At 46.3% G+C, this 23,995-nt stretch carries 13 protein-coding genes and 1 pseudogene; 9 read left to right on the top strand and 5 right to left on the bottom strand.

Annotated elements, in window-relative coordinates:
- Both K4039_RS23995 and K4039_RS23990 read right to left on the bottom strand, forming a co-directional pair.
- A pseudogene (locus K4039_RS23995) lies at nt 1-196 on the bottom strand (photosystem II q(b) protein); the annotation flags it as partial.
- A gap of 180 nt (nt 197-376) precedes the next feature.
- Nucleotides 377-2,131: an alpha/beta hydrolase gene (locus tag K4039_RS23990; protein ID WP_265239026.1), complete on the bottom strand. Its 1,755-nt coding sequence runs from the start codon at nt 2,129-2,131 to the stop codon at nt 377-379.
- A gap of 393 nt (nt 2,132-2,524) precedes the next feature.
- On the opposite strand from K4039_RS23990, the gene K4039_RS23985 reads away from it, so the two are divergent.
- The 5 genes from K4039_RS23985 to K4039_RS23965 all read left to right on the top strand — a co-directional run bounded on the left by K4039_RS23985 (nt 2,525) and on the right by K4039_RS23965 (nt 7,969).
- Nucleotides 2,525-3,505: an Npun_R2479 family HD domain-containing metalloprotein gene (locus tag K4039_RS23985; RefSeq protein ID WP_265239025.1), complete on the top strand. Its 981-nt coding sequence runs from the start codon at nt 2,525-2,527 to the stop codon at nt 3,503-3,505.
- Between the two features lie 296 nt (nt 3,506-3,801).
- Nucleotides 3,802-4,866 (top strand): vWA domain-containing protein, encoded by a 1,065-nt coding sequence (locus tag K4039_RS23980; protein ID WP_265239024.1) that lies wholly within the window; start codon nt 3,802-3,804, stop codon nt 4,864-4,866.
- A 122-nt stretch (nt 4,867-4,988) separates the two neighbouring features.
- Entirely contained in the window at nt 4,989-7,208 is a 2,220-nt protein-coding gene (gene ligA, locus K4039_RS23975) for an NAD-dependent DNA ligase LigA (RefSeq protein WP_265239023.1), read from the top strand.
- Nucleotides 7,209-7,337: 129 nt separating this feature from the next.
- Nucleotides 7,338-7,547, top strand: coding sequence for a hypothetical protein (locus K4039_RS23970; protein WP_265239022.1), 210 nt, complete (start codon nt 7,338-7,340; stop codon nt 7,545-7,547).
- Nucleotides 7,547-7,969, top strand: coding sequence for a hypothetical protein (locus K4039_RS23965; protein ID WP_265239021.1), 423 nt, complete (start codon nt 7,547-7,549; stop codon nt 7,967-7,969). The genes K4039_RS23970 and K4039_RS23965 overlap by 1 nt, the downstream gene beginning before the upstream one ends.
- 233 nt (nt 7,970-8,202) lie before the next feature.
- Here K4039_RS23965 and K4039_RS23960 read toward each other — a convergent pair whose 3' ends face one another.
- Together K4039_RS23960 and K4039_RS23955 are read right to left on the bottom strand one after the other, a co-directional pair.
- Entirely contained in the window at nt 8,203-8,367 is a 165-nt protein-coding gene (locus K4039_RS23960) for a hypothetical protein (protein WP_265239020.1), read from the bottom strand.
- On the bottom strand, nt 8,361-17,867 hold the full coding sequence (locus K4039_RS23955) for a CHAT domain-containing protein (RefSeq protein WP_265239019.1): 9,507 nt from the start codon (nt 17,865-17,867) through the stop codon (nt 8,361-8,363). The genes K4039_RS23960 and K4039_RS23955 overlap by 7 nt, the downstream gene beginning before the upstream one ends.
- A gap of 1,015 nt (nt 17,868-18,882) precedes the next feature.
- On the opposite strand from K4039_RS23955, the gene K4039_RS23950 reads away from it, so the two are divergent.
- The 3 genes from K4039_RS23950 (at nt 18,883) to atpC (ending at nt 21,876) form a co-directional block, all read left to right on the top strand.
- On the top strand, nt 18,883-19,683 hold the full coding sequence (locus K4039_RS23950) for a PEP-CTERM sorting domain-containing protein (RefSeq protein WP_265239018.1): 801 nt from the start codon (nt 18,883-18,885) through the stop codon (nt 19,681-19,683).
- Nucleotides 19,684-19,809: 126 nt separating this feature from the next.
- Nucleotides 19,810-21,267, top strand: a complete 1,458-nt coding sequence (atpD, locus tag K4039_RS23945; protein WP_106149425.1) for a F0F1 ATP synthase subunit beta — start codon at nt 19,810-19,812, stop codon at nt 21,265-21,267.
- Between the two features lie 201 nt (nt 21,268-21,468).
- Complete coding sequence (gene atpC, locus K4039_RS23940; protein ID WP_265239017.1) at nt 21,469-21,876, top strand: ATP synthase F1 subunit epsilon; 408 nt, start codon at nt 21,469-21,471, stop codon at nt 21,874-21,876.
- Between the two features lie 210 nt (nt 21,877-22,086).
- Here the strand turns inward: atpC and K4039_RS23935 are convergent, their stop codons facing one another.
- On the bottom strand, nt 22,087-22,386 hold the full coding sequence (locus K4039_RS23935; RefSeq protein WP_265239016.1) for a hypothetical protein: 300 nt from the start codon (nt 22,384-22,386) through the stop codon (nt 22,087-22,089).
- A gap of 189 nt (nt 22,387-22,575) precedes the next feature.
- Here K4039_RS23935 and K4039_RS23930 point away from each other — a divergent pair, with 189 nt between their 5' ends.
- Nucleotides 22,576-23,631, top strand: coding sequence for an aliphatic sulfonate ABC transporter substrate-binding protein (locus tag K4039_RS23930; RefSeq protein WP_265239015.1), 1,056 nt, complete (start codon nt 22,576-22,578; stop codon nt 23,629-23,631).
- Nucleotides 23,632-23,995: the final 364 nt, after the last annotated feature.

Genomic DNA, 23,995 nt, shown 5'->3' with positions numbered 1-23,995 from the left:
GTTCGCGGATGCCGTCGATGTCCACTGGAGGGGCAGCGATGAAGGCGATTACGTAACAGATTGTTGCAGTTAGCAAGGTAGGAATCATCAAGACGCCGAACCAACCTACATAGAGGCGGTTGTCGGTTGATGTTACCCAGTTGCAGAACTGCGACCAGATATTAGCACTTTCGCGCTGTTGTAAGGTTGCTGTCATGTGTTTATGATTGCTATTGGTTTTTCAATGTTCGGATGATGTCTCTATTATTAACGGTATCGTTAAGGTTTGTAAAGGCCTGTAGCGACAGTTAAACTGATGAAGGTGATAAGGAAAGCTGATGAGCGTTACTGCGAGGCGAAAACACATCACGCGGCAATCTTTGGCGAATCCTACCTCTTAACGCGGAACGGGTGGTAGCGGAGGTTGGGAAGGCACAGGAGGTGGAGCGAGCGCAGGTGCAGGAGCCGGAGTGCGAGCAGGCGCAGAACTGAACTGCTGGAGTTGCTGCGGGGTGAGCGATCGCAAAATTCTCAGTCCCAGAGTGTTTCGGGAGATGCTTAGAGCGTAGTTCGGCTCTAAATACGGGCGGAAATTTGATTTGTTGTTCAAATAGGTTTCCATGAAAGCTACGCTGAGTCCGTTGACGTAGCGGCGGGCTAAAGCTGGTTCGGGCCCGATGACCTCTGGTGGTGGCAGAAAGACGGTTTGAGGGGAGTCCTCGATCGTGGAAAAGTGAGTCCCGTTGTTCATCAATACCAGATATTTGTTGGGTGATGTCAGCCAAGTAAACGGTTGAATCTGTTCCAGCAAGGCGGGGGCGACGGTATCGGCGCTGCCTCCGACTACCATGACTGGGATTTGGATTTTGCTGAGGTTTGTTTCTCCGAGAATGCTGCTAACGATCGGGTTGATGGCGATCGCAGCTTTGACGCGCGGATCGCGGAAATTGTACTGGTTGCGATCTAGGCTGCGGGCGCGGCACTGCAACAGCAGCGAGAGGTTCCAAGTTTTGTTTTCGAGCTGGCAGTCTTTGTCTAGCTGTGCAAAATTAATCCCCGCCCCGGCTAATGTTAAAGCTGTATAGCCGCCGAAAGACTGGCCGATGATGCCGACTCGCTGCAAGTCGAGCAGCCCTCGGTAGGCCGGATCGGTTGTAGAAAGTTTGGTTAAATAATCGAGCAAATCTTTGATGTCTAAGGGGCGGTTGATAAATTCTGCTGGTTCTGCTACTTCGTTGGCTCTGCCTGTTACTAAGTCTTGGATTTGTTGGGCGTTGCTGCCGGGGTGTTCGGGGACGGCGACGGCAAAGCCGTAGGAGGCTAGGTGTTTGGCTAAATACTCGAAGGAAAGGCGATCGGAACCTAAACCGTGGGAAATTACTACTACTGGGGCCGGTCGCGGGCTGCCCTGCGGCAGGTAAATGTCCATATCAAAGGTACGATCGCGATTTGGACTCGTTAGAGTTACCGATGATTTTTTCCAAGTGTAGGGGCCAGGTAGCTGGGGCTGCAACAGTTCGGCTGGCGGTATCGCTGGCTCAGAGGCTGCTTCTGCTTCCGACAACTGGGCGATTCCGGCGATCGTCCGATTGGAACGGTTGATCAGCGATGTCAGCTCGTTGGCGATAGCCAAACCCCGCGCGATGTCAATCCTGATGCCGTAAGTGGGGAATTTTTGCAGCACGTTGAGAATTGTCAGCCCTTCTGGATCTGAGGCTGCTAAAATTAGGGCCGCTCGGATGGCATAAAATCCGGGCTGCCGAGCTTTGGTTTGAATTACTCGCCCCAATCGTTCCAGCAGCACTTCTCCTTGAGGCGTGTAGAGGAATTGGGCGATCGTCACATGGCTGATTTCTGCTTTCGCTTGCAGGCCGCTGCGAATCTCCGCTAGCTGTGTTTTTTTGGCGTACTGAGCGAAGCCGTCCAAGTTTGAGTCTATTTTGCCTTCTTTGGCGAATAGTGCCAAAGATTCGATGGGAACTGATTCTTCTAGCGGCCCGTAAGTTACGTAGATTCGCTGGGCTCCTAAAGCCGGTGCAGCAGTGCAAACAGCCGTGAATGCAAACAATCCTAGGTATTTTGGGGCGATCGACCGCCGAGTGCGAAGGGCAGCAGTAGAGAGACTCGGAAACAGACACTTCATAACTTTCATACCTAGCACATTCTAATTAATTAGTCGGTGAAACGGTCTAAATTGTTTCGCCAATATTTAATGCCAAAAAATCTATCAGTTGCTTCGGAAATTAGGTTATCGTGGGAAGCATAGTCTGAGAGTAATTTTATGACTTGAAAACACTCTTCGGAAATTTTTAATTCAACGCGCCCGGGGTCAGTCGATTTGAGATTTTAAATTTCCTGGACAGAGGAATCGCCAAAGCAGGAATAAAAGTCTAAACTTTAGGGCACAGAACAACAAAATTCGGGGGCTTCTATCCATCTTTGGGCGAGGGGTCAAACCTACGATTATGCCCATTGATTATTTTTTCAGCTATCCAAGATATTTGCGATCGAGCTTGTAACTACAGTCTGAATGAGAAAATTTATCATGTTCAATGCAACTGCTATCCTAATTGACGCTTTTGTGCAAGAGCTGCAGGCCGGCTACCGCCGCACCTACGGCAAGTACAAGCCTGACTATCCAGAAATTATCGCCTGGGCGGGGACGATGGCTCTGGAAAATATCGCTAACTGCGATGCTCTGTACCACAATGTGGAACACACAATGCTCGTGGCATTGGTGGGGCAAGAAATTCTGCGGGGCAAGCATATTCGCGAAGGGGGAGTGTCGCCGGAAGATTGGCTGCACTACCTGATCTCGCTGCTGTGCCACGATATCGGCTACGTCAAAGGTGTTTGCCGCCAAGACCAAGAAGCTGTCGGACTCTACGCTACGGGTATTGACGGGGGCATGGTTTCTGTACCGGTCGGCGCGACTTCTGCCAGTTTAACTGCTTATCATGTCGATCGAGGAAAACTCGTAATTGACGAACGCTTCGGCGGCCACACCTTAATTGATGCCGAACAAATCAAGCGCAATATTGAATTGACGCGCTTCCCAGTTCCTGCTAGCGAAACTCATCAAGACAGAAACAATTATTCTGGACTAGCCAGGGCCGCCGATTTGATCGGTCAGTTGAGCGACCCCAATTACCTGCGAAAAATCAGTGCGCTGTTCTACGAATTTGAGGAAGTCGGCACTAATAAAATCTTGGGCTACAAGTCTCCAGGAGATTTGCGACAAAATTACGCCAAGTTTTATTGGAACGGAGTTTTTCCATACATTCCAGCAGCTTTGAACTACTTGGAATTAACCCAAGGCGGCAAACAGATTATTGCCAACCTCTACGCTAACGTGTTTCAGGTAGAACACGCTGAACCGCTCGCTTTCAACAAAACAAACGCTCAAGAACTCATCAAATCTCGCAGCAACGGCAACTTGAACGGCGAACACAATAGCGATCGCCTTCAACCTTCCACTTCCGGGGATAATAAGAAATTTAGCGAATTTGCCGACCTAAATTTGTGAGAGATTTATTGACATAATTCAGCAGCTATAAACGCCAGTCATAATTACAACAAATGGTAAATTTTTAGCTGCTGGATTTTTTAGTGAATTATAATAGAACCAAGGAATGACAATTAAATAACTGTTACTTGCTCGTTTGCTCGTTTGCTCGTTACCAGGCTCTGCCTGGTAATGCAGGTCGAGAGGCTCTGCCTCTCTTTACCCAGACACTTTTGAAGAAATAAAAGTGTAACAAATGTTTAAGTTATTAAATTTTTGTTCCTAAGAAATCGTTATTGTTTAGAGAGAGTTAAGTGATGGCAACCAACAACATAGAAGTCGTTTTTAGCTTTGATACAACTGGCAGTATGTATCCTTGCTTGACGCAAGTTCGCCGGAAAATCAAAGAGACGGTGACAAGACTGCTTGATGAAATTCCGGGCATTCGGATTGGCATTATTGCTCACGGGGACTATTGCGACGCTGACAGCACTTACGTGACTAAACACCTCGATTTGTCGGGCGATGTCAGCACAATTTGCAATTTTGTACAAAATGTAGAACCAACTGGCGGTGGCGATGCTCCAGAATGTTATGAATTAGTCTTGCACGAAGCTCAATCACTTTCTTGGACTCCAACTAATTCCAAAACATTGGTACTCATTGGCGATGACATCCCGCACGCACCCGCTCAAACTCCTCAAAAACTTAACTGGCGTCAGGAAGTAGATAAGTTAGCACAGATGGGAATTGCCGTTTACGGCATCCAAGCTCTCAACCGCAACCATGCCACTTTATTCTACAAAGAACTAGCCGAAAAATCTGGCGGTTTTCACCTCAATCTCGACCAATTTTCCTACATCACCGATTTCTTTTTAGCAGTTTGTTACCAACAGTCATCTAACGAACAACTACAAGCTTACGAACAAGAAGTAGTCAGTCAAGGTCGCATGAGTCGCGGATTAAACAAAATGTTTGATACCATGCTCAAGCGGGAAGGCACTACTGTTTATGAATCAGCCGAATTGCGATCCGTAAAACCGGGGAGATTTCAGATTCTCGAAGTAGATAACGAGATTTCAATTAAAGCTTTTGTTCTGGAGAATGGTTTGGCTTTTAAAACCGGGCGCGGGTTTTATGAATTCACTAAAACAGAAACTATCCAAGGTAAGAAAGAAATTGTGCTAATGGAGCGTTCGACAGGGGATTTATTTGAAGGAGAAGCGGCGCGAGAAATGTTGGGTTTGCCAATGGGCGAGACAGTTCGCATCAAACCGAGCAATCTAGAAAAGTATGCGGTTTTTGTGCAAAGTACCTCGGCTAATCGCAAGCTGATGGGGGGAACTCGTTTCCTGTATGAAGTTGAAGATTGGGATCGTTAATCGATTTTAAATGTTCAAACTACAACCGCAGATTGAAGCAGATCGTGCTAACATTTCTATTGTGTTTGTGATGTGTTTTACTGACGCATCTGCGGTTAAAAAATATACACTTTTAAGTTAATATGCAACCCGAAATTCAGCAGCGAGTTAAACAATTGAGGCAGCAGCTACAGGAAGCTAGCTATGCTTATTATGTTCTTGATGCGCCGATTATGGCTGATGAGGTGTACGATCGCCTTTATCGACAGTTACAAGAGTTAGAATCAGATTATCCTGAGTTGATTACTGCCGAAAGTCCGACTCAGCGCGTGGGAGAAAAGCCGGCTACTCAATTTTTTAGCGTCAAGCACAATATTCCTCTCTACAGTTTGGAAAATGCTTTTAATTTTGAGGAATTGACCAAATGGCAGGAACGATGGCAAAGGGTAGCACCTCCCCTAACCCCCGCTCAAGATGGAAATTCACCCCCCCTAACCCCCCCTTGTCAAGGGGGGGGACAAGATGGAATTACGCCTTCTCAAGATGGAAATTCACCCCCCCTAACCCCCCCTTGTCAAGGGGGGGGACAAGATGGAATTACGCCTTCTCTTAGCAACGAGAAAAACAAAGAAATTACTCCCCCCCTTAGCAAGGGGGGGCTGGGGGGGGTTTCCTATGTTTGCGAGTTAAAAATTGATGGTTCTGCTTTAGCGTTAACCTATGAAAATGGGATTTTAGTTCGCGGTGCGACGCGGGGAGATGGGATTGCGGGAGAGGATATTACTCAAAATGTCAAGACTATTCGCTCGATTCCTTTAAAACTCAATTTAGATAATCCGCCGCCTGTTGTGGAAGTGCGCGGAGAAGCTTTTTTGTCCTTAGCTGTGTTTGAGGAAATTAATCGGGAACGGGAAAAAGCGGGGGAACAATTGTTTGCTAATCCTCGCAATTCTGCGGCGGGTACGCTGCGGCAGTTGGATTCTAAAATTGTGGATCAGCGACGCTTGGATTTCTTTGCTTATACTCTGTATTTAGATGAGGGAAACGAAGAAAATACGCAGTGGGATTCGTTGGAGTTGTTGCGAAGAATGGGGTTTAAGGTGAATCCCAATCGCAAAGTTTGCTATTCTTTGGATGAGGTACGGGAGTATTACGAATATTGGGATACTGAACGGCGAAATTTGCCTTACATGACGGATGGGGTTGTTGTTAAGATTAATTCGGTTTTGTTGCAAAAACAGTTGGGTTTTACTCAGAGGTTTCCGCGTTGGGCGATCGCCCTGAAGTATCCGGCGGCCGAAGTCCCTACAATTGTAGAAGCAATAACTGTACAAGTAGGGAGAACCGGAGCTCTGACACCTGTAGCGGAACTCAAACCGGTGCAGTTGGCTGGAACCACGGTTTCGCGCGCTTCTCTCCACAATAGCGATCGACTTTCCGAGCTAAATCTGCACATTGGCGATACTGTGATTGTCAGAAAAGCTGGGGAAATTATACCAGAAGTTGTGCGAGTTTTAGCAGAACTTCGTCCCTCAAATGCTCAACTTTTTCAAATGCCTAGTTGCTGTCCCGAATGCGCGCAGCCTGTGGTTCGGGAAAAAGGGGAGGCGGTTACTCGCTGCATAAATACATCTTGTCCGGCAATTTTGCGGGGTTCGCTGATTCATTTTTGCAGCCGGGATGCTCTGGATATTAACGGTGTTGGGGAAAAGCTGGTGCAGCAGATGGTTGATAGCAATCTGGTGGAGTCGGCGGCAGATTTGTTCGATTTGACTGCGGAAAGGTTGATGGTTTTGGAACGCATGGGTAAAAAGTTAGCAGAAAAGTTGGTAAGTGCGATCGCCCAATCGAAAAATCAACCTTATTCGCGGGTACTTTACGGCTTGGGAATCCGCCACGTTGGTAGTGTCAACGCTCAATTGCTGACAGAAAGGTTTACCAATGTGGAAGAGTTAGCCACAGTATCAGCGGCGGCGATTGAGGGCGTGTACGGCATCGGCCCGGAGATTGCACAATCGGTTTCTCAGTGGTTTCGAGTTCCGGCAAATCAAAGTTTAATCGCACGGTTAAAAACTGCGGGATTGCAATTGCACTCAGAAGTTAAAAGTCAGAATGCAGCAGACATAAATTTACAATTGGCTGGTAAAACCTTTGTGCTGACGGGAACTTTGCCGACTCTTAAACGAGATGAAGCAAAAGATTTGATTGTCAAAGCTGGAGGTAAAGTCACAGGTTCTGTCAGTGCTAAAACTGATTATGTGGTTGTGGGTGAAGATGCAGGTTCTAAATTGGAAAAAGCTCAATCTTTGGGAATTAAAATACTTTCAGAAGCTGACTTATTAGAACTGCTATCGAAACCATAAATGATTGGGAAAAGTCAATACATCTCTCCTTGCTCTTTCTCTGCGGCCTCTGCGGCCTCTGCGGTTCAAAAAAAAGCTGATTCATTCAGCCGTTTTCAAAAGACATCGGCAACAACGTTAGTGCCATAGGTGCAAAATACCCTAACGCGAATTGTGCAATACCTCAAAAGGCATAGAAATCGCGATCGCGATCGATCAATATACATACTTCCAGGGCGCTACTACCTTTTGAGGTTGCCAGTACAGACGAGTTTTGCTAAAATCTTAGATAATTTGCAAGAGCGCGCCATCGCCTCCGGCAATTCCCAGCAAGTCGCAAAAATCAGAGGAGATACGTGATGTCGGAAATCCCCGAACCAACACAAACAAATTTGCCGCCTCCAGAAATAAGTTCCGAAGCCTCTATTTCTTTGACGGACAACTTAAAAAGTAGCTTGGGAAATATCCTGGGCAGTTGGAAGGTTAAAGTAGGATTAGCAGTGGCCGTACTGTTTGGAGTGTTACTATTTTGGTTTTACTGGCAGCACATGATTGCAGTCGCAGGTATGAAGAGTTGGGCGAGTCGATCGGGAGCCAACCCGATCGAATGTATGGTAAGAGATACTAATAACGACCAGTATGTAAGTTGCAGCGCTCTCCTCGACCAGCAAATTGTCCCTCTCGAATGCAGTTCTAGTTTGTTAAACATCGGTTGTCGCGTCAATTATGGAACCGCAGCACCTAATGTGAAACAGGGAGGGCCCAGAGCTTCTGCTTCTTGATAATTTTTAACTCGCTTTGACGTAAAGACTGATACAATCCTCCAGCGGACATGAGATTTATTGCATAAATCTTTGATTGATAGGGAAACCGCAGATTAATGCAGATGAACGCAGATGCGTTTCCAGATAGTTTGCGGCTTTTCCAAAAGGTCAATCTAAAATATGGCAGTTTAGGATCGAAAACTTAATAAATTAAGCACCTCCTACAGTCTTCTCTCCTATAAGTTGCGATATCAAAGGAGGCAGAGCCTCCGGCTCTGCATTACCAGGCTCTGCCTGGTAACGAGCAATTCCTTCTTCCTTCTTCCTTCTTCCTTCGGATGCCTTCTTCCTTCTTCCTTCTTCCTTCTTCCTTCTTTCTTCCTTCTTCCTTCTTCCTTCGGATTCCTTCTTACCAAGGACTTCCGATTAAGGTGAAACTGCTCCAGTAGTAAGGATGAGAAAAATCTTGGTTTTGTTGTTTTATATTAGCCGGTAAATTCAATTTGCCCGCTGTTGTCAGTAACTGCTCGTTTTTGATCCGAACTTTACCAGCAATCATCGCCTGTTGAGCAAGTTGCAAAGTTTCTGCCTTAGTTGTGGCTCCTCGCAACTGGTGGTAAAATTCGCTCATCAGCGCCAAAGTGCCTCCGTCGTCAACATACCACAAACTCCCTAACGCAGATTTCGCGCCGGATTTTACCGCTAAACCTCCAAAACCTAACTCTGCTTCCGCATCGCCCAAGGCTGTTCTACAAGCACTTAATACTAATAAGTCTACCTGCGGATTGCGCCAATTTAAACTTTCCATGCGATCGAGCTGCAATTTGGAATTCCACAGTTGAATGTAAGAATTGCTTGGTTTTCCCGGTTTGAAGTCGGCGTGGGTTGCTAGGTGAACTATCCGAAATCCTCTTTTGGCGTGTTCCGAGTTGAGATTATCTATAGTGAAAGTTGAATTGAGGAAAGATGGCCCGTGCCACTGAGCAGAAATCGCCTGCAATTCGATCGGCACACTGAGCAAGGGCTTTTGGTCAACAAATTCTGACCTTCCCATTGCTAGCACTGTGGCATCTCTAACTGCTTTATAATCGCTATTAGTCAAGCTGAAACTGGGAATGAGGCTGAAACTGTATTTTTCAATCAAGAAGCCTTTACCGTCGTGCAAAGCGGCAAAGGGCATACTCCTCAATCCGGGATCGACTGACAGCAACAATGTCTGAATTCCTAAGTTTTTTAAGTCTTTGTCTAGGGGTGCGATCGCCCATTTATATAATTGCTGGGCGGCGTGTAGATAACTGGTAGTACCGCGTTTTGCCTGACTGGTGATTTCATTCTGCAACTCCTGAACAACTGGGAAAAGAGCTGCTCTGTTGGCTTCAGGGACGCTGTAGTGAATCGGCCGCCCCACGGGAGGAACTAAAATTAGTTCTAGTCGATCGACTCGCGAGACTATGTAGATGATACCAGACCGCTTGCCGGTTTGCTGTTCGATATTTCTTAATGTTTGTTGGAATGTCGCAATCATGACTTTTTGATCTGGAAGATTGGCTGTTACTCCCAGGTATTGTCCAAATTCTTGATTCCTTGTTTGTTCAATTCCCCAGATTGTTTCCTGTATGTCGTTACCTTCAAAAAGTCGATCGGGAGGCGGAACATATCCCATAACTAAATTAGAAGTAGGCTTCAGCGATGGCGTTGTTTCGTTGGGAAGTGTTGGCTGTTGGCTGGGGGGTAACTTACTGGTGATACTTGAATCCAGTTTTAAAATTTGACCCGCAGCAGCGCCGGGATTGTCTAGCGGTGGAATTTTGAGACGGCGTTGCAAGTCTTCTGCATCGAGGGTTGAGGGTTGCGGTGCCGGTGTTGTTGTGGCTGTTGCTGGTGTGGCGACGGGTGCGATCGCGATTGGCGGCAATGCGTTAAAGTCGATCGAAGTTACTGCTACCGACTCCTGCGGAATTGTTGGCCCAACAATCCCCGGAATTGTTTCCGTTATCTGCGGAATTGTCGGCGGAATTGTCGGCCCAACAATCCCCGGAATTGTTTCCGTTGTCGGCGGAATTGTCAGCGGAATTGTCGGCCCAACAATCCCCGGAATTGTTTCCGTTGTCGGCGGAATTGTCAGCGGAATAGTTGGTGGAATTGTTTCCGTTGTCGGCGGAATTGTCGGCGGAATTGTTTCCGTTATCGGCGGAGTTGTCGGCGGAATTGTCGGCGGAGTTATCGGCGGAATTGTCGGCGGAATTGTCGGCGGAGTTGTCGGCGGAATTGTCGGCGTGGGATCGATCGCGTCGTCAGTCGAAAACACAATATTACCCACACTACTAGAACGCGGAAACGACTGCGATGTAATGCTAGATTGTCCCGTGGTAATTGCACCCGCCGTACCGTTGCTAGCAGCATTTCCAACGACAAACGGTTGAATCGGCGTCCCTCCATCTCCCCCAGCGTGCACAATTGTAATTTGGCCGCCACCGGCACCGCCAGCAGTAGAAATGCTAGCAAAGCCCGTCGGCGAAAGTGGGGTGGAAAAAGTACCAGTAGCGCGGAAAAATCCCCCTGTCGATTCAATAAACACATTCCCACCGGTGCCGTCAGTACCGCCTTGGGCATCGATCGACTCTACTTGAATATCGCCGATCGGATCTAAGAACACATTGCCGCCATTTCCGACTGTACCGCTGGAGTTAATTTTTCCCGCCGTAATTGAATTTAAAGCTTTAACAGTGATGTTCCCGCCGATATTTCCCGCCGTATTCAAATCTCTAGTATTCACTTGTCCCTGCGGGCTCAAAAGCTCGATCGTCCCTCCATTTCCAGCATTTGAAGCAGTGACATTGCCCAATAAATTGATATTTCCCGCGCTATTTACTTGCAAGCTTTGCGCGTTAATTGTCGAGTTGGCTGTCACGTCGCCAGCATTTTTGATCGCGAAATTTGCTAACTGTCGAGTGGCGCCGACGGCTGCGCTAAATGTGATGTTGCCGCTACCTGAATCCAGATTTAGGCTGCGGGCCGCATCAATACTGTCGATCGCACCTCCAAACGCAATATTTCCGCCACCAGTGCTCAATATCGTGTCTTTCGTCAACCCGATCGCACCGTTAATATTGATATTGCCATTATTAGTAGTAACATTGCCACCCAACTTAGTGCTCGCAGCAGCAATACTAAAACCAGAATTGCTCGCAATATTACCTGTAAATTCCGCTTGCTTTGCGGTAACATTCAAAACAGAAAGTGGTGCTGTTCCGCCGATATTTCCTTGCACCAGCACATTGCCTGTAGCTGCATCTAAGTTTAACAAATGATTGCCGTCGATCGCACCAACTATCTTAATATCTCCGCCGCCGGTACTGAGATTAATATCGTTTCCGAGTTGGATAGTGCCGTTAAGGGCGATCGCACTTTTATTGGTATTGATGCCAGAATTTAAATTAATTGTGGAAGCGTTGAGGGCAATGCTGCTATTGTCATTTCCCGTCAGAGTGCCATCAAGTGCGATCGTCCCAGTTCCCCCTTGAATAGTTACGGGGTCTAAAAATGTGAGATTATTAGGTATACTAACCTTGGCGGTGCTATCCGATCGCCCGATCGCGATCGAGCTAAACCCATTTTGAATCAAATTAATTTCAGATCCAGTCAAATCTAAAGCGCTAGTATTGTTATCAATTCCGCCAACCGCAATATTTTGTCCTGCTGTTGCTGGTTGCAGCGTTAGCGCCCCCGTACCAGAAACATTACCTGAAAAATCAATTTCACCGGCAGTTAAAGTCAGCGGGTTACTACCTGCGGCTAAAGTCGAACCGAAAGCAATAGTTGCATCTCCCAATGTAAAAGTTACAGGAGTATTTAATGTCACCGGCCCACTAAAACTAATGTTGTCATTAGTTGTGGTAATATTTCCGCTTAGGGCAACGCTTCCCGCGCCATTTTGATTAAATGCACCGTCTAATTTCAGATTATTTAAAATATTGAGATTGCCCGTATTGCTAATTATTAGCGTACCGTTATTCGTGGTAGTCAAAGTTTTTTGCAAATTAATAGTATCAGCCGAAATTCCAATATTGCCAGCTACGTTAACCGCTGAATTCGCATTGATATTTTTTCCGCTAATTTGCAACTTGCTTAAAGCATTAGCATTGCCAACTGCACCATTAAATGTAACATTACCCGTACCTCCATTCACAGTCAATTCGCTACTGCCGTTAACTGTATTATTAAAAGTAATGTCGCCACCTGCGATAATCGGATTATTGGCAACAGTGACAGCATCTCCGTAGGTTTGAGCGCCGGTTGTAGTGACATTGCCATTAAGTTGAGTTGTGCCGCCAGCATCTGTCGTCAAACTTGCGGCATTGACTGTTTGATTAAATGCGGTGGTTACTGTAGAGTTAGCGGTGATATTTCCTAACGCCTTTGAACTCCCAACTGCACCATTGAATGTAATATTGTCACTACTCGCCTTCGCCGTCAAATCGCTGGTACCATCAACAGTATTATTGAAAGTAATGCTGTCACCTGTGAGAATGGGATTATTGGAAACAGTGACAGCATCTCCGTAGGTTTGAGGGCCGGTTGTCTTGACATCGCCATTAAGTGTAGTTGTGCTGCCTGCATCTGTCGTTAAACTCACGGCATTGACTGTTTGATTAAATGCGGTGGTTCCTGTAGAGTTAGCAGTAATATTTCCTAATGTTGCGGTCTTGCCAACTGCACCATTGAATGTAACATTACCGCTCACCGCCTTCGCAGTCAAATCGCTGGTTCCGTCAACAGTATTATTGAATGTAATGCTGTCGCCTGAAAGAATCGGATTATTGGCAATTGTAACTGCATCTCCATAAGTTTGACTGCCAGTTGTAGTGACATTTCCCTTGACTTGAGTTGTGCCGCCAGCATCTGTCGTTAAACTCGTGGCATTGACTGTTTGATTAAATGCGGTAGTTCCTGTAGAGTTAGCAGTAATATTTGCTAATGCTGTGGTATTGCCAACTGCACCGTTGAATGTAACATTACCGCTCAGCGCCTTCGCAGTCAAATCGCTGTTACCGTCCACAGTATTATTGAAATTAACGTCGCTGCCTGCGAGAATGGGATTGTTGGCAATTGTGACAGCATCTCCGTAGGTTTGAGCGCCGGTGGTAGTGACATTGCCATTAAGTGTAGTTGTGCCGCCAGCATTGGTGGTGAAACTGGTAGCCGTGACAGCATTAAATGTAGCTGTACCAGCACTATTGACGGTGATATTTCCTAATGGTATAGTATTGCCGATCGCCGATTTAACTGAAAAGTTTACTGTACCTGTTTCTAAAGTGAGATTGCCGCTGCCATCAATGTTATTGTTAAACAGAATATTGCCAGTTGCTGAATTGCCATTGCTGACTAAGACACTATTTCCAACTAAGGTATTGCCGTTAATTGTGATATTTTGAGATTGGGTGGTAATATTGCCCTTCAGGTTATTAGTTGTAGCGTTGAGAGTAATAGAAGCATTATCTGTTCCCGAAATCGATTGATTCGGATTGATAAAAATTGTGCCTTGAGTATTGAAAGTCACTGGATCTTTGAAAGATACTGGCAAATTGTCTACAGTGATATTGCCTGTAGTAGTGTTTCCTCCGAACACGATCGCACTAAATCCATCACTCAATGCCGATAAAAACGGTGATCCTAAATCGATCGCCTGCGGATCGTCAGCAAGTCCAGTCTGGAAGCGAATGCCGACATTGGGCGAAAACGGCACAATTGACAAATTACCTTTACCCTGTACGGAATCTGGGCCTCCAGAAAAGCCAATCTCATTGCCACTAATGCTAATATTTCCAGTACCTGGCAATCCCTTAGCATCAATGATATTTATCCCAACTTGATTGGGAGTTGCGATCGCGATATCTCCGGCGGTACCCGAACTAGAACTAGAGTTCCAAACTACTCCGACATCTGCTACAATGTTGCCAGTTTTCCCTGTGAGGGTGATTTTTCCGCCATCGCCAGCAGTCGAACTTGAGTTAAGATTACCAGGAGTAATATTGTTAGCACTGAGTGTAATCGGGCCGCCATTTCCGGTAGTAGAACTTGTATCGATCGCCCCTGGAAGAGGATGAATAATATTACCGTTATTGCTCGTAAGGGCGATCACACGTCCGGGATTCGTAATATCGCCCGTGGAAATATCGCCAGTTGTGGTGATACTTATAGCGCCTGTGCTGGTAATATTGGCATTTGCATCTACTGCAAGTGCAGCCAAGGGATTAGTGCCACCTACAGGCCCATTAAAATTTACAGTGCCAGTAGTAATGTTTAATTGATTGTTGCCGTAAATAGTGCCATCAACAGTCCCGCCAAAGGTAATCTTTCCACTTTTCGCGGTTCCTGAAGTTGTGATGGTAGTAATGGGTTGAGTGAGGATGGCGTTTGTTGGGAAACTTATATTGCCACCAATTCCAGTTTGAGCAAAGGCATTAATATCACCACTAAGGGTAATATTGCTCGTACCCGGATTAAAAGTAATTGTTCCTGCATTACTGCTGCTAGAAGTTGAATTTGTACTGGAATCGATCGCACCTGTAGTAATCCCATTTGGACCAGTCAAGGAAATTGCTCCTCCATTTCCTGACTGAGAAGAGGAATCCAGTAAGCCCTTAGAGGTGTCAATCGTGCCTGTTCCTCCTGTAACAGAGAGGGCAATATTCCCTCCCGTACCTGCACCTGATGAAGCGGAATTTATACTAGCACTAATGTTACCACCAGTAGTTGAGACGGCGATCGCGCCTCCATTTCCTGACTGAGAAGCGGAATTCAGATCGGCAATAATGTTACCACCAGCAGTTGAGAGGGCGATCGCGCCTCCATTTCCTGACTGAGAATCAGAATTCAGAAAGCCATTAGAGGTGTCAATCGCGCCTGTTCCTCCGGTGACAGAGAGGGTGATATTTCCTCCCGTACCTGCACCAGAGGAACCGGAACCTACAATACCAGTAGTAATGTTACCAGCAGCAGTGGAAAGGGCGATCGCACCCGCATTTCCTGATTGGGAAATGGAATAAAGACTTCCAGCAGTCGTGTCGATCGCGCCTGTTCCTCCGGTGACAGAGAGCGTGATATTTCCTCCCAGTTGACCATCTGAATTCAGAGAACCAGTAGTAATGTTACCACCAGCGGTTGAGAGGGCGATCGCGCCGGCAGTTCCTAATGGAAATGCAGAGGAATCCACAGATCCAGCAGTCGTGTCGATCGCACCTGTTCCCGCAGTAACAAAAAGGGTGATGTCCCCTGCCGAACCTGCACTCGAATTGGAAAGAAGGCCGCCAGTAGTAATATTACCACCAGCCGTTGAAAGAGCGATCGCGCCTCCATTTCCTGACTGAGAAGCAGAATTCAGAAAGCCATTAGAGGTGTCAATCGCGCCTGTTCCTCCGGTAGAGAGGGCGATCTTCCCTCCCGTACCTGCAGTACCTGATGAAGAGGAATTTAGATTACCAGTAGTAATGTTACCACCAGCGGTTGAGAGGGCGATCGTTCCCCCATTTCCTGAATTGTTGGAAAAGGAATTCACAAATCCCTTAGAGGTGTCAATCGCGCCTGTTCCTGCAGTAACAGTGAAGCTGATATTCCCTCCCGTACTACCTGATGAAACACCTGTTGCCAAAGAATTCACTTTGCCAGTGGTAATGCTACCGCCAGTCGTTGAGAGAGCGATCGCTCCCCCACTTGTTCCAGTAGCACCTAGAGTGCCCTGAGATGTGTCAATCTTGCCTGTTCCTCCTGTAGAGAGGGTAATGTTTCCTCCCGTATTGATACCTGCTGAAGTGGAATTCAAATTGCTAGTGGTAATGTCACCCCCAGTCGTTGAAAGGGCGATCGCTCCCCCTTTTCCTGGAGCGGCTGTAGTGGTAAAAGAATCGAGAGGGCCAGCAGAGGTGTTGATGGCACCATTTCCTGCGGTAACTTTAAGGGTGATATTCCCTCCCGCAATCCCTGGGTTGGAGGAAGAAGAATCCATAGAGCCAGTGGTAATGTTACCACCAGCAGTGGAGAGGGCGATCGCTCCCCCACTTGACATGAGAATGCCATTAGAGGTGTCAATCACGCCTGTTCCTCCAGTAGTGAGGGTAATGCTTCCCCCCTTAGTCCCTGCACTTGTGGAATCCATAGAGCCAGTGGTAATGTTACCGGCAGTAGTGGAGAGGGCGATCGCGCCTCCATTTCCTGAAAAGTTAGAGGAATTCAGAGTGCCTGCAGAGGTATTGATATTATTGGTACTGGCGAGGGTAATATTTCCGCCGGTAGTAGTAAGGTTGGCATTGACTGCTATTGCATTACTAGCATTTAATGCGATCGCACCATTTCCATTATTAGTAATAGGTTGATTAACCGTAATATTATTATTCGCTTGCAGCGTCAGAGAATTACTATTATTCCAAGCAACGGGAGCACTTACTGTAATATCGCCTGCACTTGCAGCAACCGACGTAGTAGAAATAGTGACATTGCTTAAACCCAGTTGCGTTTGCAGCGTCCCGTTATTGATTGTAGAAGTAGCCCCAACCGGAGCAAATACACCTACGGCGAATGTACCGCCTGCATCCGCGCCGGTGCTAATCGTAATATCAGTCGGATCTAATAATAATGTGCCAGCAATGCCCAAGGGCGATCGCAAATCCACCAACCCTTGAAAATCGAGCGATTGCTTTCCCGACACCTCCACAAAGCCGCCATTCCCAGAAAATAAGCCACCTCTCGCCGTAATATTTCCATTAAAGCGAGTAGTTTCATCAGCCCAAACAATCACTCGCCCGCCATTCCCATTACTAATAGCATCAGCATTAATTGTCGAGTCTGCGCTAACAAAAGTCCGCAAAGCATTCGGCACAGTCCCCAAACCGCGATAATCTCCACCAATCAGAACATTACCGCCACCGTTAATCCCAGAAGCATCGATATTACCTGCAATAACACCTACTCTTTCGCCTAAGATGTTAACGTTGCCGCCAGTGTTGCCAGAGACGTTGAGAGTCCCGGAGGCGATCGCAGTTCCCGCAGCTACCGGCACAACAACATTCCCCGTCAACACAACTTCTCCATTAGCATTTACCGTCAAACCAGTGGCCTGTGCCGCACCTTTCCCAGTCAGCAACTCCGGCAAAGATAACACAGGCTGCGTCCAATTATTCGGCAGCGAGCTTTGAGTTGTTGTAGGCTGAATATCTAAACTCAATAAATTTCCAGCTTGACTAATCCGCACCAAATTTTGACCCGGTACAGCGCCGATCAGAATATTTCCCCCCGGCGCAGTTAGCTGACCGGTATTAACAACCGTACCAGCAAGCAAAGTTAAATTTTGACCTGGTGTCACCGTCAAATTGCCTGCATTAACAATGCTTCCCCCTGGCAAAGTTGTAAACGCAAAACTATTCGGCATCCCGATTAAAGTTGCCCAGTTGTTATTGCCGATCGCACTAAACCACTGATTGTTCCCAAAACCAATCCCTGTAGCCGTAGTAGCATTAAAAGATCCCGGCACGTTGAGGCTGGCATTTGGCCCGAAAATCATGCCGGCAGGATTCATCAAAAATAAATTGGAATTGCCGCCCGTAACTTGAATTAAGCCATTGATTAAAGAAGGATTTCCCCCAGTAATCCGCCCCAGAATATTTTGAATATTGGGATTAGTCAAAAAGTTAGCCGTTTGACCTTCGCTAAGACCAAACTGAGTAAAACTGTGAAAAAGATTAGCCTTATCTCCGCTCAAAGACCCCCCGGAAATGTCGTAGCGGTTGCCGTTGGGAGTCACAACTGTGTTAGTGCCGTCCGGTGCCGGGGCGATGGGTTGCGCGTTTGCCGAACCCGCCGCTGCACTGAGCCAGCCAACTATGAATAACCATCCGAGCAAAGGTAGTCTGTTGGCTGTCATTGTGTTTAAAGATTGTGCTTAAAGTGCGATCGTATTTATCTATCCTATTTTTACTGCTAAAAACTCCTCATGTCAATAGAATAGCAAGATTTTTTATTCTCTAATAGTTGGAAAAGGAAAAAATGTATGTATTTAATTACTAGGATTTACGTAGAAACAGTTTTTTACTAACACTCAGCAAGCGGCAATAAAACTGGGTTTATTGTTTCCACTTTCACTACTTCTCTGATACCCCACAAAAACGGATACCGTGTCACGTACTCCTGTCGTGGAAAAATCAAAATTTTAGACTCAAGTTCAAACTCCCAGATTCATCTGCCCTTGTAAATCTCAAATCTCAAATCGACTCACGCCATTACCTTAAAAAGCCGGATTGATGCGTTCGGGACTGCTGGTAAAAATACGAGGCGGAATCCGAAGGTTAGGAGTAAAAAATCACTCAGTATATTAGTCAAAAATACGCAAATATCGATCGCCTATAGCCGCCACTTGCTGAGAGCACCGAAAAACACGCTCAAATCCCTACTCGCAGTCGCCACTTCACTCTTCTGCACACCCGCTAACAGCTTGCAGCCCGCTTCGATCGCTGGTCGAACAGCCGAGTTTTTCTCGTAAACTTTATATTTTTTTGATTAACTTTACCATAACTTTATAAAGCTTGAGTAAAATTTTTATGTATTTTTGATGAAAGCTAATATTTGCAAGTGTTGCAGTCAGGTTGAGACCGTTACCGACACGAACAAATGTAGTAGGTTGGAAGTCTAGGCAGGGTGAAAATCTTGCTGTTACAGATTAAAGTGTGGCACTCTGGTGTCAGTGAAAACTCTTAGAAGAAGCACTCATTTACTCAAAAACACACCTAAGTGATATCAATCTGTCGATTCACTGGTGTGGAGTCTCTTCTGTAGGTTTGAGCATCGTCCTAAATATCGCATAAGAGGCGATCGTCTATTCCCGTCACGGGAAAAGTGCGTTTCCCGCCTTACTACCTAACAACATTGGAGGAATCAGGGTTATGACCACCTTAACGCTAGTCAAAAAAACATCTTTTACCGTTGCCAGCTTGGCAACCACAATCTTGCTCAGCATCTGCACGCCCGTGCAAGCTTTCATGTTTGGCACAAAGGGCATCCAATTCGATGAAGATACAAGCATAAACTTTACCTTCGACGAATCACACGGCAGTTACCAGTCCAGCTTGTGGGTAGCCCAAGCTCTGTCGGGAAGCAATGGCTACAGCAACATCACCCAACTGTTTTACGAGTTCAAACCCTCGGATAACGGGAGCGCTGATCAATCGAAAGGAACCTTCGGCAACTCAGTCAGCTCGAACAACGGCTCCATAACCCAAACCGTCACTTTTTTGAAAGATCAAACTTATGCCCTGCTGCTGTGGAGCGACAGTGGCACCGGCAAACAATTCGAGCAGTACGTCTCCTCAAGCACCTTCATGAACAGCCCCGACTGGTTTGCCGCCAACACCCAGTTTCGGAGAGATGACTGTTTGGTGACGGGCTGTCAGCAAGCGGTATTTGGCGACTTTAAGCTCGACTACAACTCCAGCGACTCATTTACCAACATCAACGGCGGTAAAGGCCCAGAGCAATATTCATTGCTGACAGTGGCCCAACTGGCTCAGGGTACAAAAATCTCCTTCGACGATGCCGCAGGAAAAAAGGACGCTGACTTTGAAAACTTCATCATTTCAGCCGAGTTGGCCCCCGAGCCTGTGACAGTGTTCGGCACTATGCTGGGGATCGGGGCTTTGGCTGCCGCTCGCGGGAAAAAAAAGCGACAGCAGCAACCAGAAAAATGACTCTTAAGCATCCCCATACAAATCTAAATAGTGCGTCTGTTCAGTGGTACTGTGAGAAATAGCATTTCTAAATGTTAAGACTTTTTCCACCACGGGAAAAATAGAATCCTAACAAAGGCACTATTCATGGTATCCACCGCAACAAAAACGAACGTAGGCTACATCACCCAAATTATTGGGCCGGTTGTAGACGTAAAATTCCCAGGTGGCAAACTGCCCCAAATCTATAACGCTATTACGATCGCCGGCAAAAACGAAGCAGGTCAAGACATTTCTGTTACCTGCGAAGTTCAGCAACTGCTCGGAGACAGCCAAGTGCGTGCAGTTTCCATGAGTACAACCGACGGCTTAATGCGCGGTATGGAAGTAGTAGATACCGGGAAAGCGATCCAAGTTCCCGTCGGCATCCCGACTCTCGGCCGTATTTTTAACGTCATCGGCGAACCCGTAGACAACCTCGGCCCGGTCGATACTTCCGAAAGTATGCCCATCCACCGCCAGCCGCCGGCTTTCACCGAACTAGAAACCAAGCCTTCGGTGTTTGAAACAGGGATCAAGGTCATCGACCTCCTGGCTCCCTACCGTCGCGGTGGCAAAATCGGTTTGTTCGGCGGCGCAGGCGTCGGCAAAACCGTGATTATGATGGAACTCGTCAACAACATCGCTAAGGCTCACGGCGGCGTGTCCGTGTTTGGTGGTGTGGGCGAGCGCACCCGTGAAGGTAATGACCTTTACAAGGAAATGATCGAGTCTGGGGTTATTGACGAAAAAGACCGCAGCAAGTCGAAAATTGCCCTAGTATACGGTCAAATGAACGAGCCTCCCGGTGCTCGGATGCGCGTGGGTCTGTCGGCTCTAGCGATGGCCGAATACTTCCGCGATGTCAGCAAGCAAGACGTGCTGTTGTTCATTGACAATATCTTCCGGTTCGTGCAAGCGGGCTCTGAGGTATCGGCTCTGTTGGGTCGGATGCCTTCGGCTGTGGGATATCAGCCGACTCTCGGTACAGACATGGGCGATTTGCAAGAACGGATTACTTCGACTACCGAAGGTTCGATTACTTCGGTTCAAGCTGTGTACGTACCTGCGGATGACTTCACTGATCCAGCGCCGGCTACAACTTTTGCTCACTTGGACGCTACAACTTTGTTGTCTCGCGGTTTGGCTGCGAAGGGTATTTATCCGGCTGTTGATCCCCTGGAGTCTACCTCCACAATGTTGCAAGTTAGCATTGTAGGCGAAGAACACTATGGTGTTGCGCGTCAGGTGCAGTCTATTTTGCAACGCTACAAGGAATTGCAAGATATTATTGCGATTTTGGGTTTGGATGAGCTGTCGGAAGATGACCGCTTGACTGTTTCTCGTGCTCGCAAAATTGAACGTTTCTTGTCTCAACCGTTCTTTGTGGCGGAAGTGTTCACCGGTTCGCCTGGTAAGTATGTCAAGCTGGCTGATACCATTAAGGGCTTCCAAATGATTTTGGGTGGCGAACTTGATGAGTTACCAGAACAAGCTTTCTATTTGGTTGGCGATATCAATGAGGCGATCGCCAAAGCTGAAAAAATGAAGGCTGACGCTAAGTAATTTTAGTCATTAGTCATTGGTCATTAGTCATTAGTCATTGGTCATTAGTCATTAGTCATTAGTTATTAGTTAACAATTAACAGTTAATGAGTGATAACTGCTGACTGCTGACTGCTGACTAATGACTGATGACTGCTGACTGATGACTGCTGACTAATGACTGCTGACTGCTGACTGCTGACTAATGACTAAGGAAAATTTATGACATTAACTGTGCGCGTAGTTGCCCCAGACAAAACTGTTTGGGATTCTAATGCTGAAGAAGTAATTCTGCCGAGCACCACAGGCCAATTGGGTATCTTGAGTGGTCACGCTCCGATGTTGACTGCTTTGGATACCGGAGTAATGCGCGTCCGTCCTGGTAAGGAATGGGTGTCTATTGCTCTGATGGGCGGCTTTGCAGAAATCCAAGAAAACAAAGTTACTATTCTTGTCAACGGCGCTGAAAAAGGCGAAACGATTGATAAAGAAGCTGCTCGTGCTGCTTACACCGAAGCAGAAGCTCGTTTGGACAAGTCTGCTAGCGGCACTTTGCAAGAGCAAATTCAAGCTAAGCAAGCAATTAAACGCGCGAGAGCTCGTTTCCAAGCTGCCGGCGGTACGCTTTAGATAGGACGGTAGGGACAGGGTACTTTTGTATCTCTGGTTTGTATCAAGCGTCTCGATCCCCCCTAGCCCCCTTAAGAAGGGGGGGACAAGAGCATTCTCAAAGTCCCCCTTTTTAAGGGGGATTTAGGGGGATTTGGTCTGGGCGGTAAACGACAGATACAAAAGGTTTTAGTTGACCCTATGAACAATGTTGTGTCCCTACTTTTTTTGCTAAACTCCGGCCTCGGATAATAGAAATTGCATTGTTTCCCAAGATAACCCCTGCTGAAGATAGCGGGGGTTATTTGGATTGTAGGGGCTCTCCAGCCGATCGACACTCACAATCTTTGCTCCCTCCGGCAAAACTGGAACTTCTGGATCAAAAGCAGTTGATCGCACCAGGGAGCTAGAAAAGCCTTTAAAAATAGCAATTTCGTCGAATTCGCCGTCAATTTGGGCCTTGACGATTAACACTTCGTGCGATCGGGCGATCGTGTATTGTTCCAAACGGCGAGCAATAGAGTCAGCCATAGCAAATCTCACCTTCCTGAAATCTGCTATAATATAGCTTAATTTTGTGGCTAATTTCAGGGACAGCCAGCAGAAATTTTATATTTAATTCTACCTTTTTTAACAGCCGGAAGTAAGCCAACATAATATAAGTCCTATCAAAAACATCTGGAATATATTACTCCTGCAAAACCTACTTAACGATATTGTATGAGCCACAGAAAGACTAGGTTTCAATTATCGTTTTCCATTCAAAATATTAGACAGCGTTTGGCTTGGAGATATTCGCTGTTATTTATACTATTTCTTTGCTTGAGTTTAACTGTAGCAAGTTGCAACTCCGATCTAATAAATAGCTTTACAGCAAAAGAACAAAACTCATCCTCAAACTTAACAAAAATAGTAAAAATCGGCCATCAGCCTTTCGGAACGTTTTTTTATCTCAAAGCTAAAGGCTCTTTGGAAGCGCGTTTAGCAAAAATGGGGTGGTATGTAGAATGGACGGAATTTGTCGCAGGGCCGCCAATTTTAAAAGCAATAGGGCAAGGAAAAATCGATCTGGGTTACACAGGAGTTGCGCCGCCAATTTTTGCCCAATCTGAGGGCATACCTTTTGTTTATATTGCTAATGATTCAGCTTTACCTGGAAGCATTGGTATCATAGTTCCTCAAAATTCTCCTATTCGGACTCTGGCAGATCTCAAAGGCAAGAAAATAGCAGCAACTCGGAAAACAGCAGGTCACTATTTGTTAATTCGGGCGTTAACTCAAGGCGGCTTGCAGTTAAAAGATGCCGAATTAGTCGATTTGCCTCCGCTCAAAGCTCAGGAAGCATTTCTCAGAGGCGAGGTTGATGCTTGGGCGGTTTGGCAGCCATTTTTAGCTAAGTTACAGGAAACTATACCTGCTCATTTCTTGACTGATAGCGAGGGGCTGATCAATGACAGAAACTTCTATTTGGCAAGTCACTCTTTTGCTAGGGACTTTCCCGATATTGTTAAAACAGTGATGGGAGAAACCCGACAGATGGCTAATTGGATAACTAAGAATCCCGATCGAGCAGTAGAATTCATCACCGCTCGAACCGGAATGAAAAAAACAACAGCTATAGTATTAACTAAAAGCCGCAGTTACGATTTACTACCTATTCAAGACAGGGCAGTTGAAGAACAGCAACGTATTTCTGAAATTTTCTTCAGGTTGGGACTCCTTCCGGATAGAATTTGGATTGAAGATCTGATCTGGAAACAAAAATTAGATTTATAGAAGAAGTCAGTAGTCAGTAGTCAGTAGTCATTAGTCAGTAGTCAGTAGTCATTAGTCATTAGTCATCAGGAAGAAGGAAGAAGGAAGAAGGAAAGCTTTAGCTATCGTCGCGAGAGAAGTCAGGATTAATCGACCGCATGGGGACTGGGGCTATTAAGAACTTCCTAACTGTTTGGCGGTTGCTATATAAAACCAGAAGTTAGGCAAAGGTAACGATAAATCAACGGTGGCGATTGTGCTATAGCAATCCTAAATCATTTTCTATGTATAGGTGTATTGATGGATTTTGGGGAAATCAAATTTATGTTCGTTTGTGAAAAACTCAAACAAAAATTTAATTATCTTAAAAGACTTACATAAATAC

Origin of the sequence: Lyngbya sp. CCAP 1446/10 (genome assembly GCF_026130175.1) — a bacterium.
In the GTDB taxonomy this organism is placed as follows: domain Bacteria; phylum Cyanobacteriota; class Cyanobacteriia; order Cyanobacteriales; family Microcoleaceae; genus Microcoleus.
The sequence above is the reverse complement of the archived record's forward strand: the minus strand, read 5'-3'. Positions and strand labels throughout refer to the sequence as shown.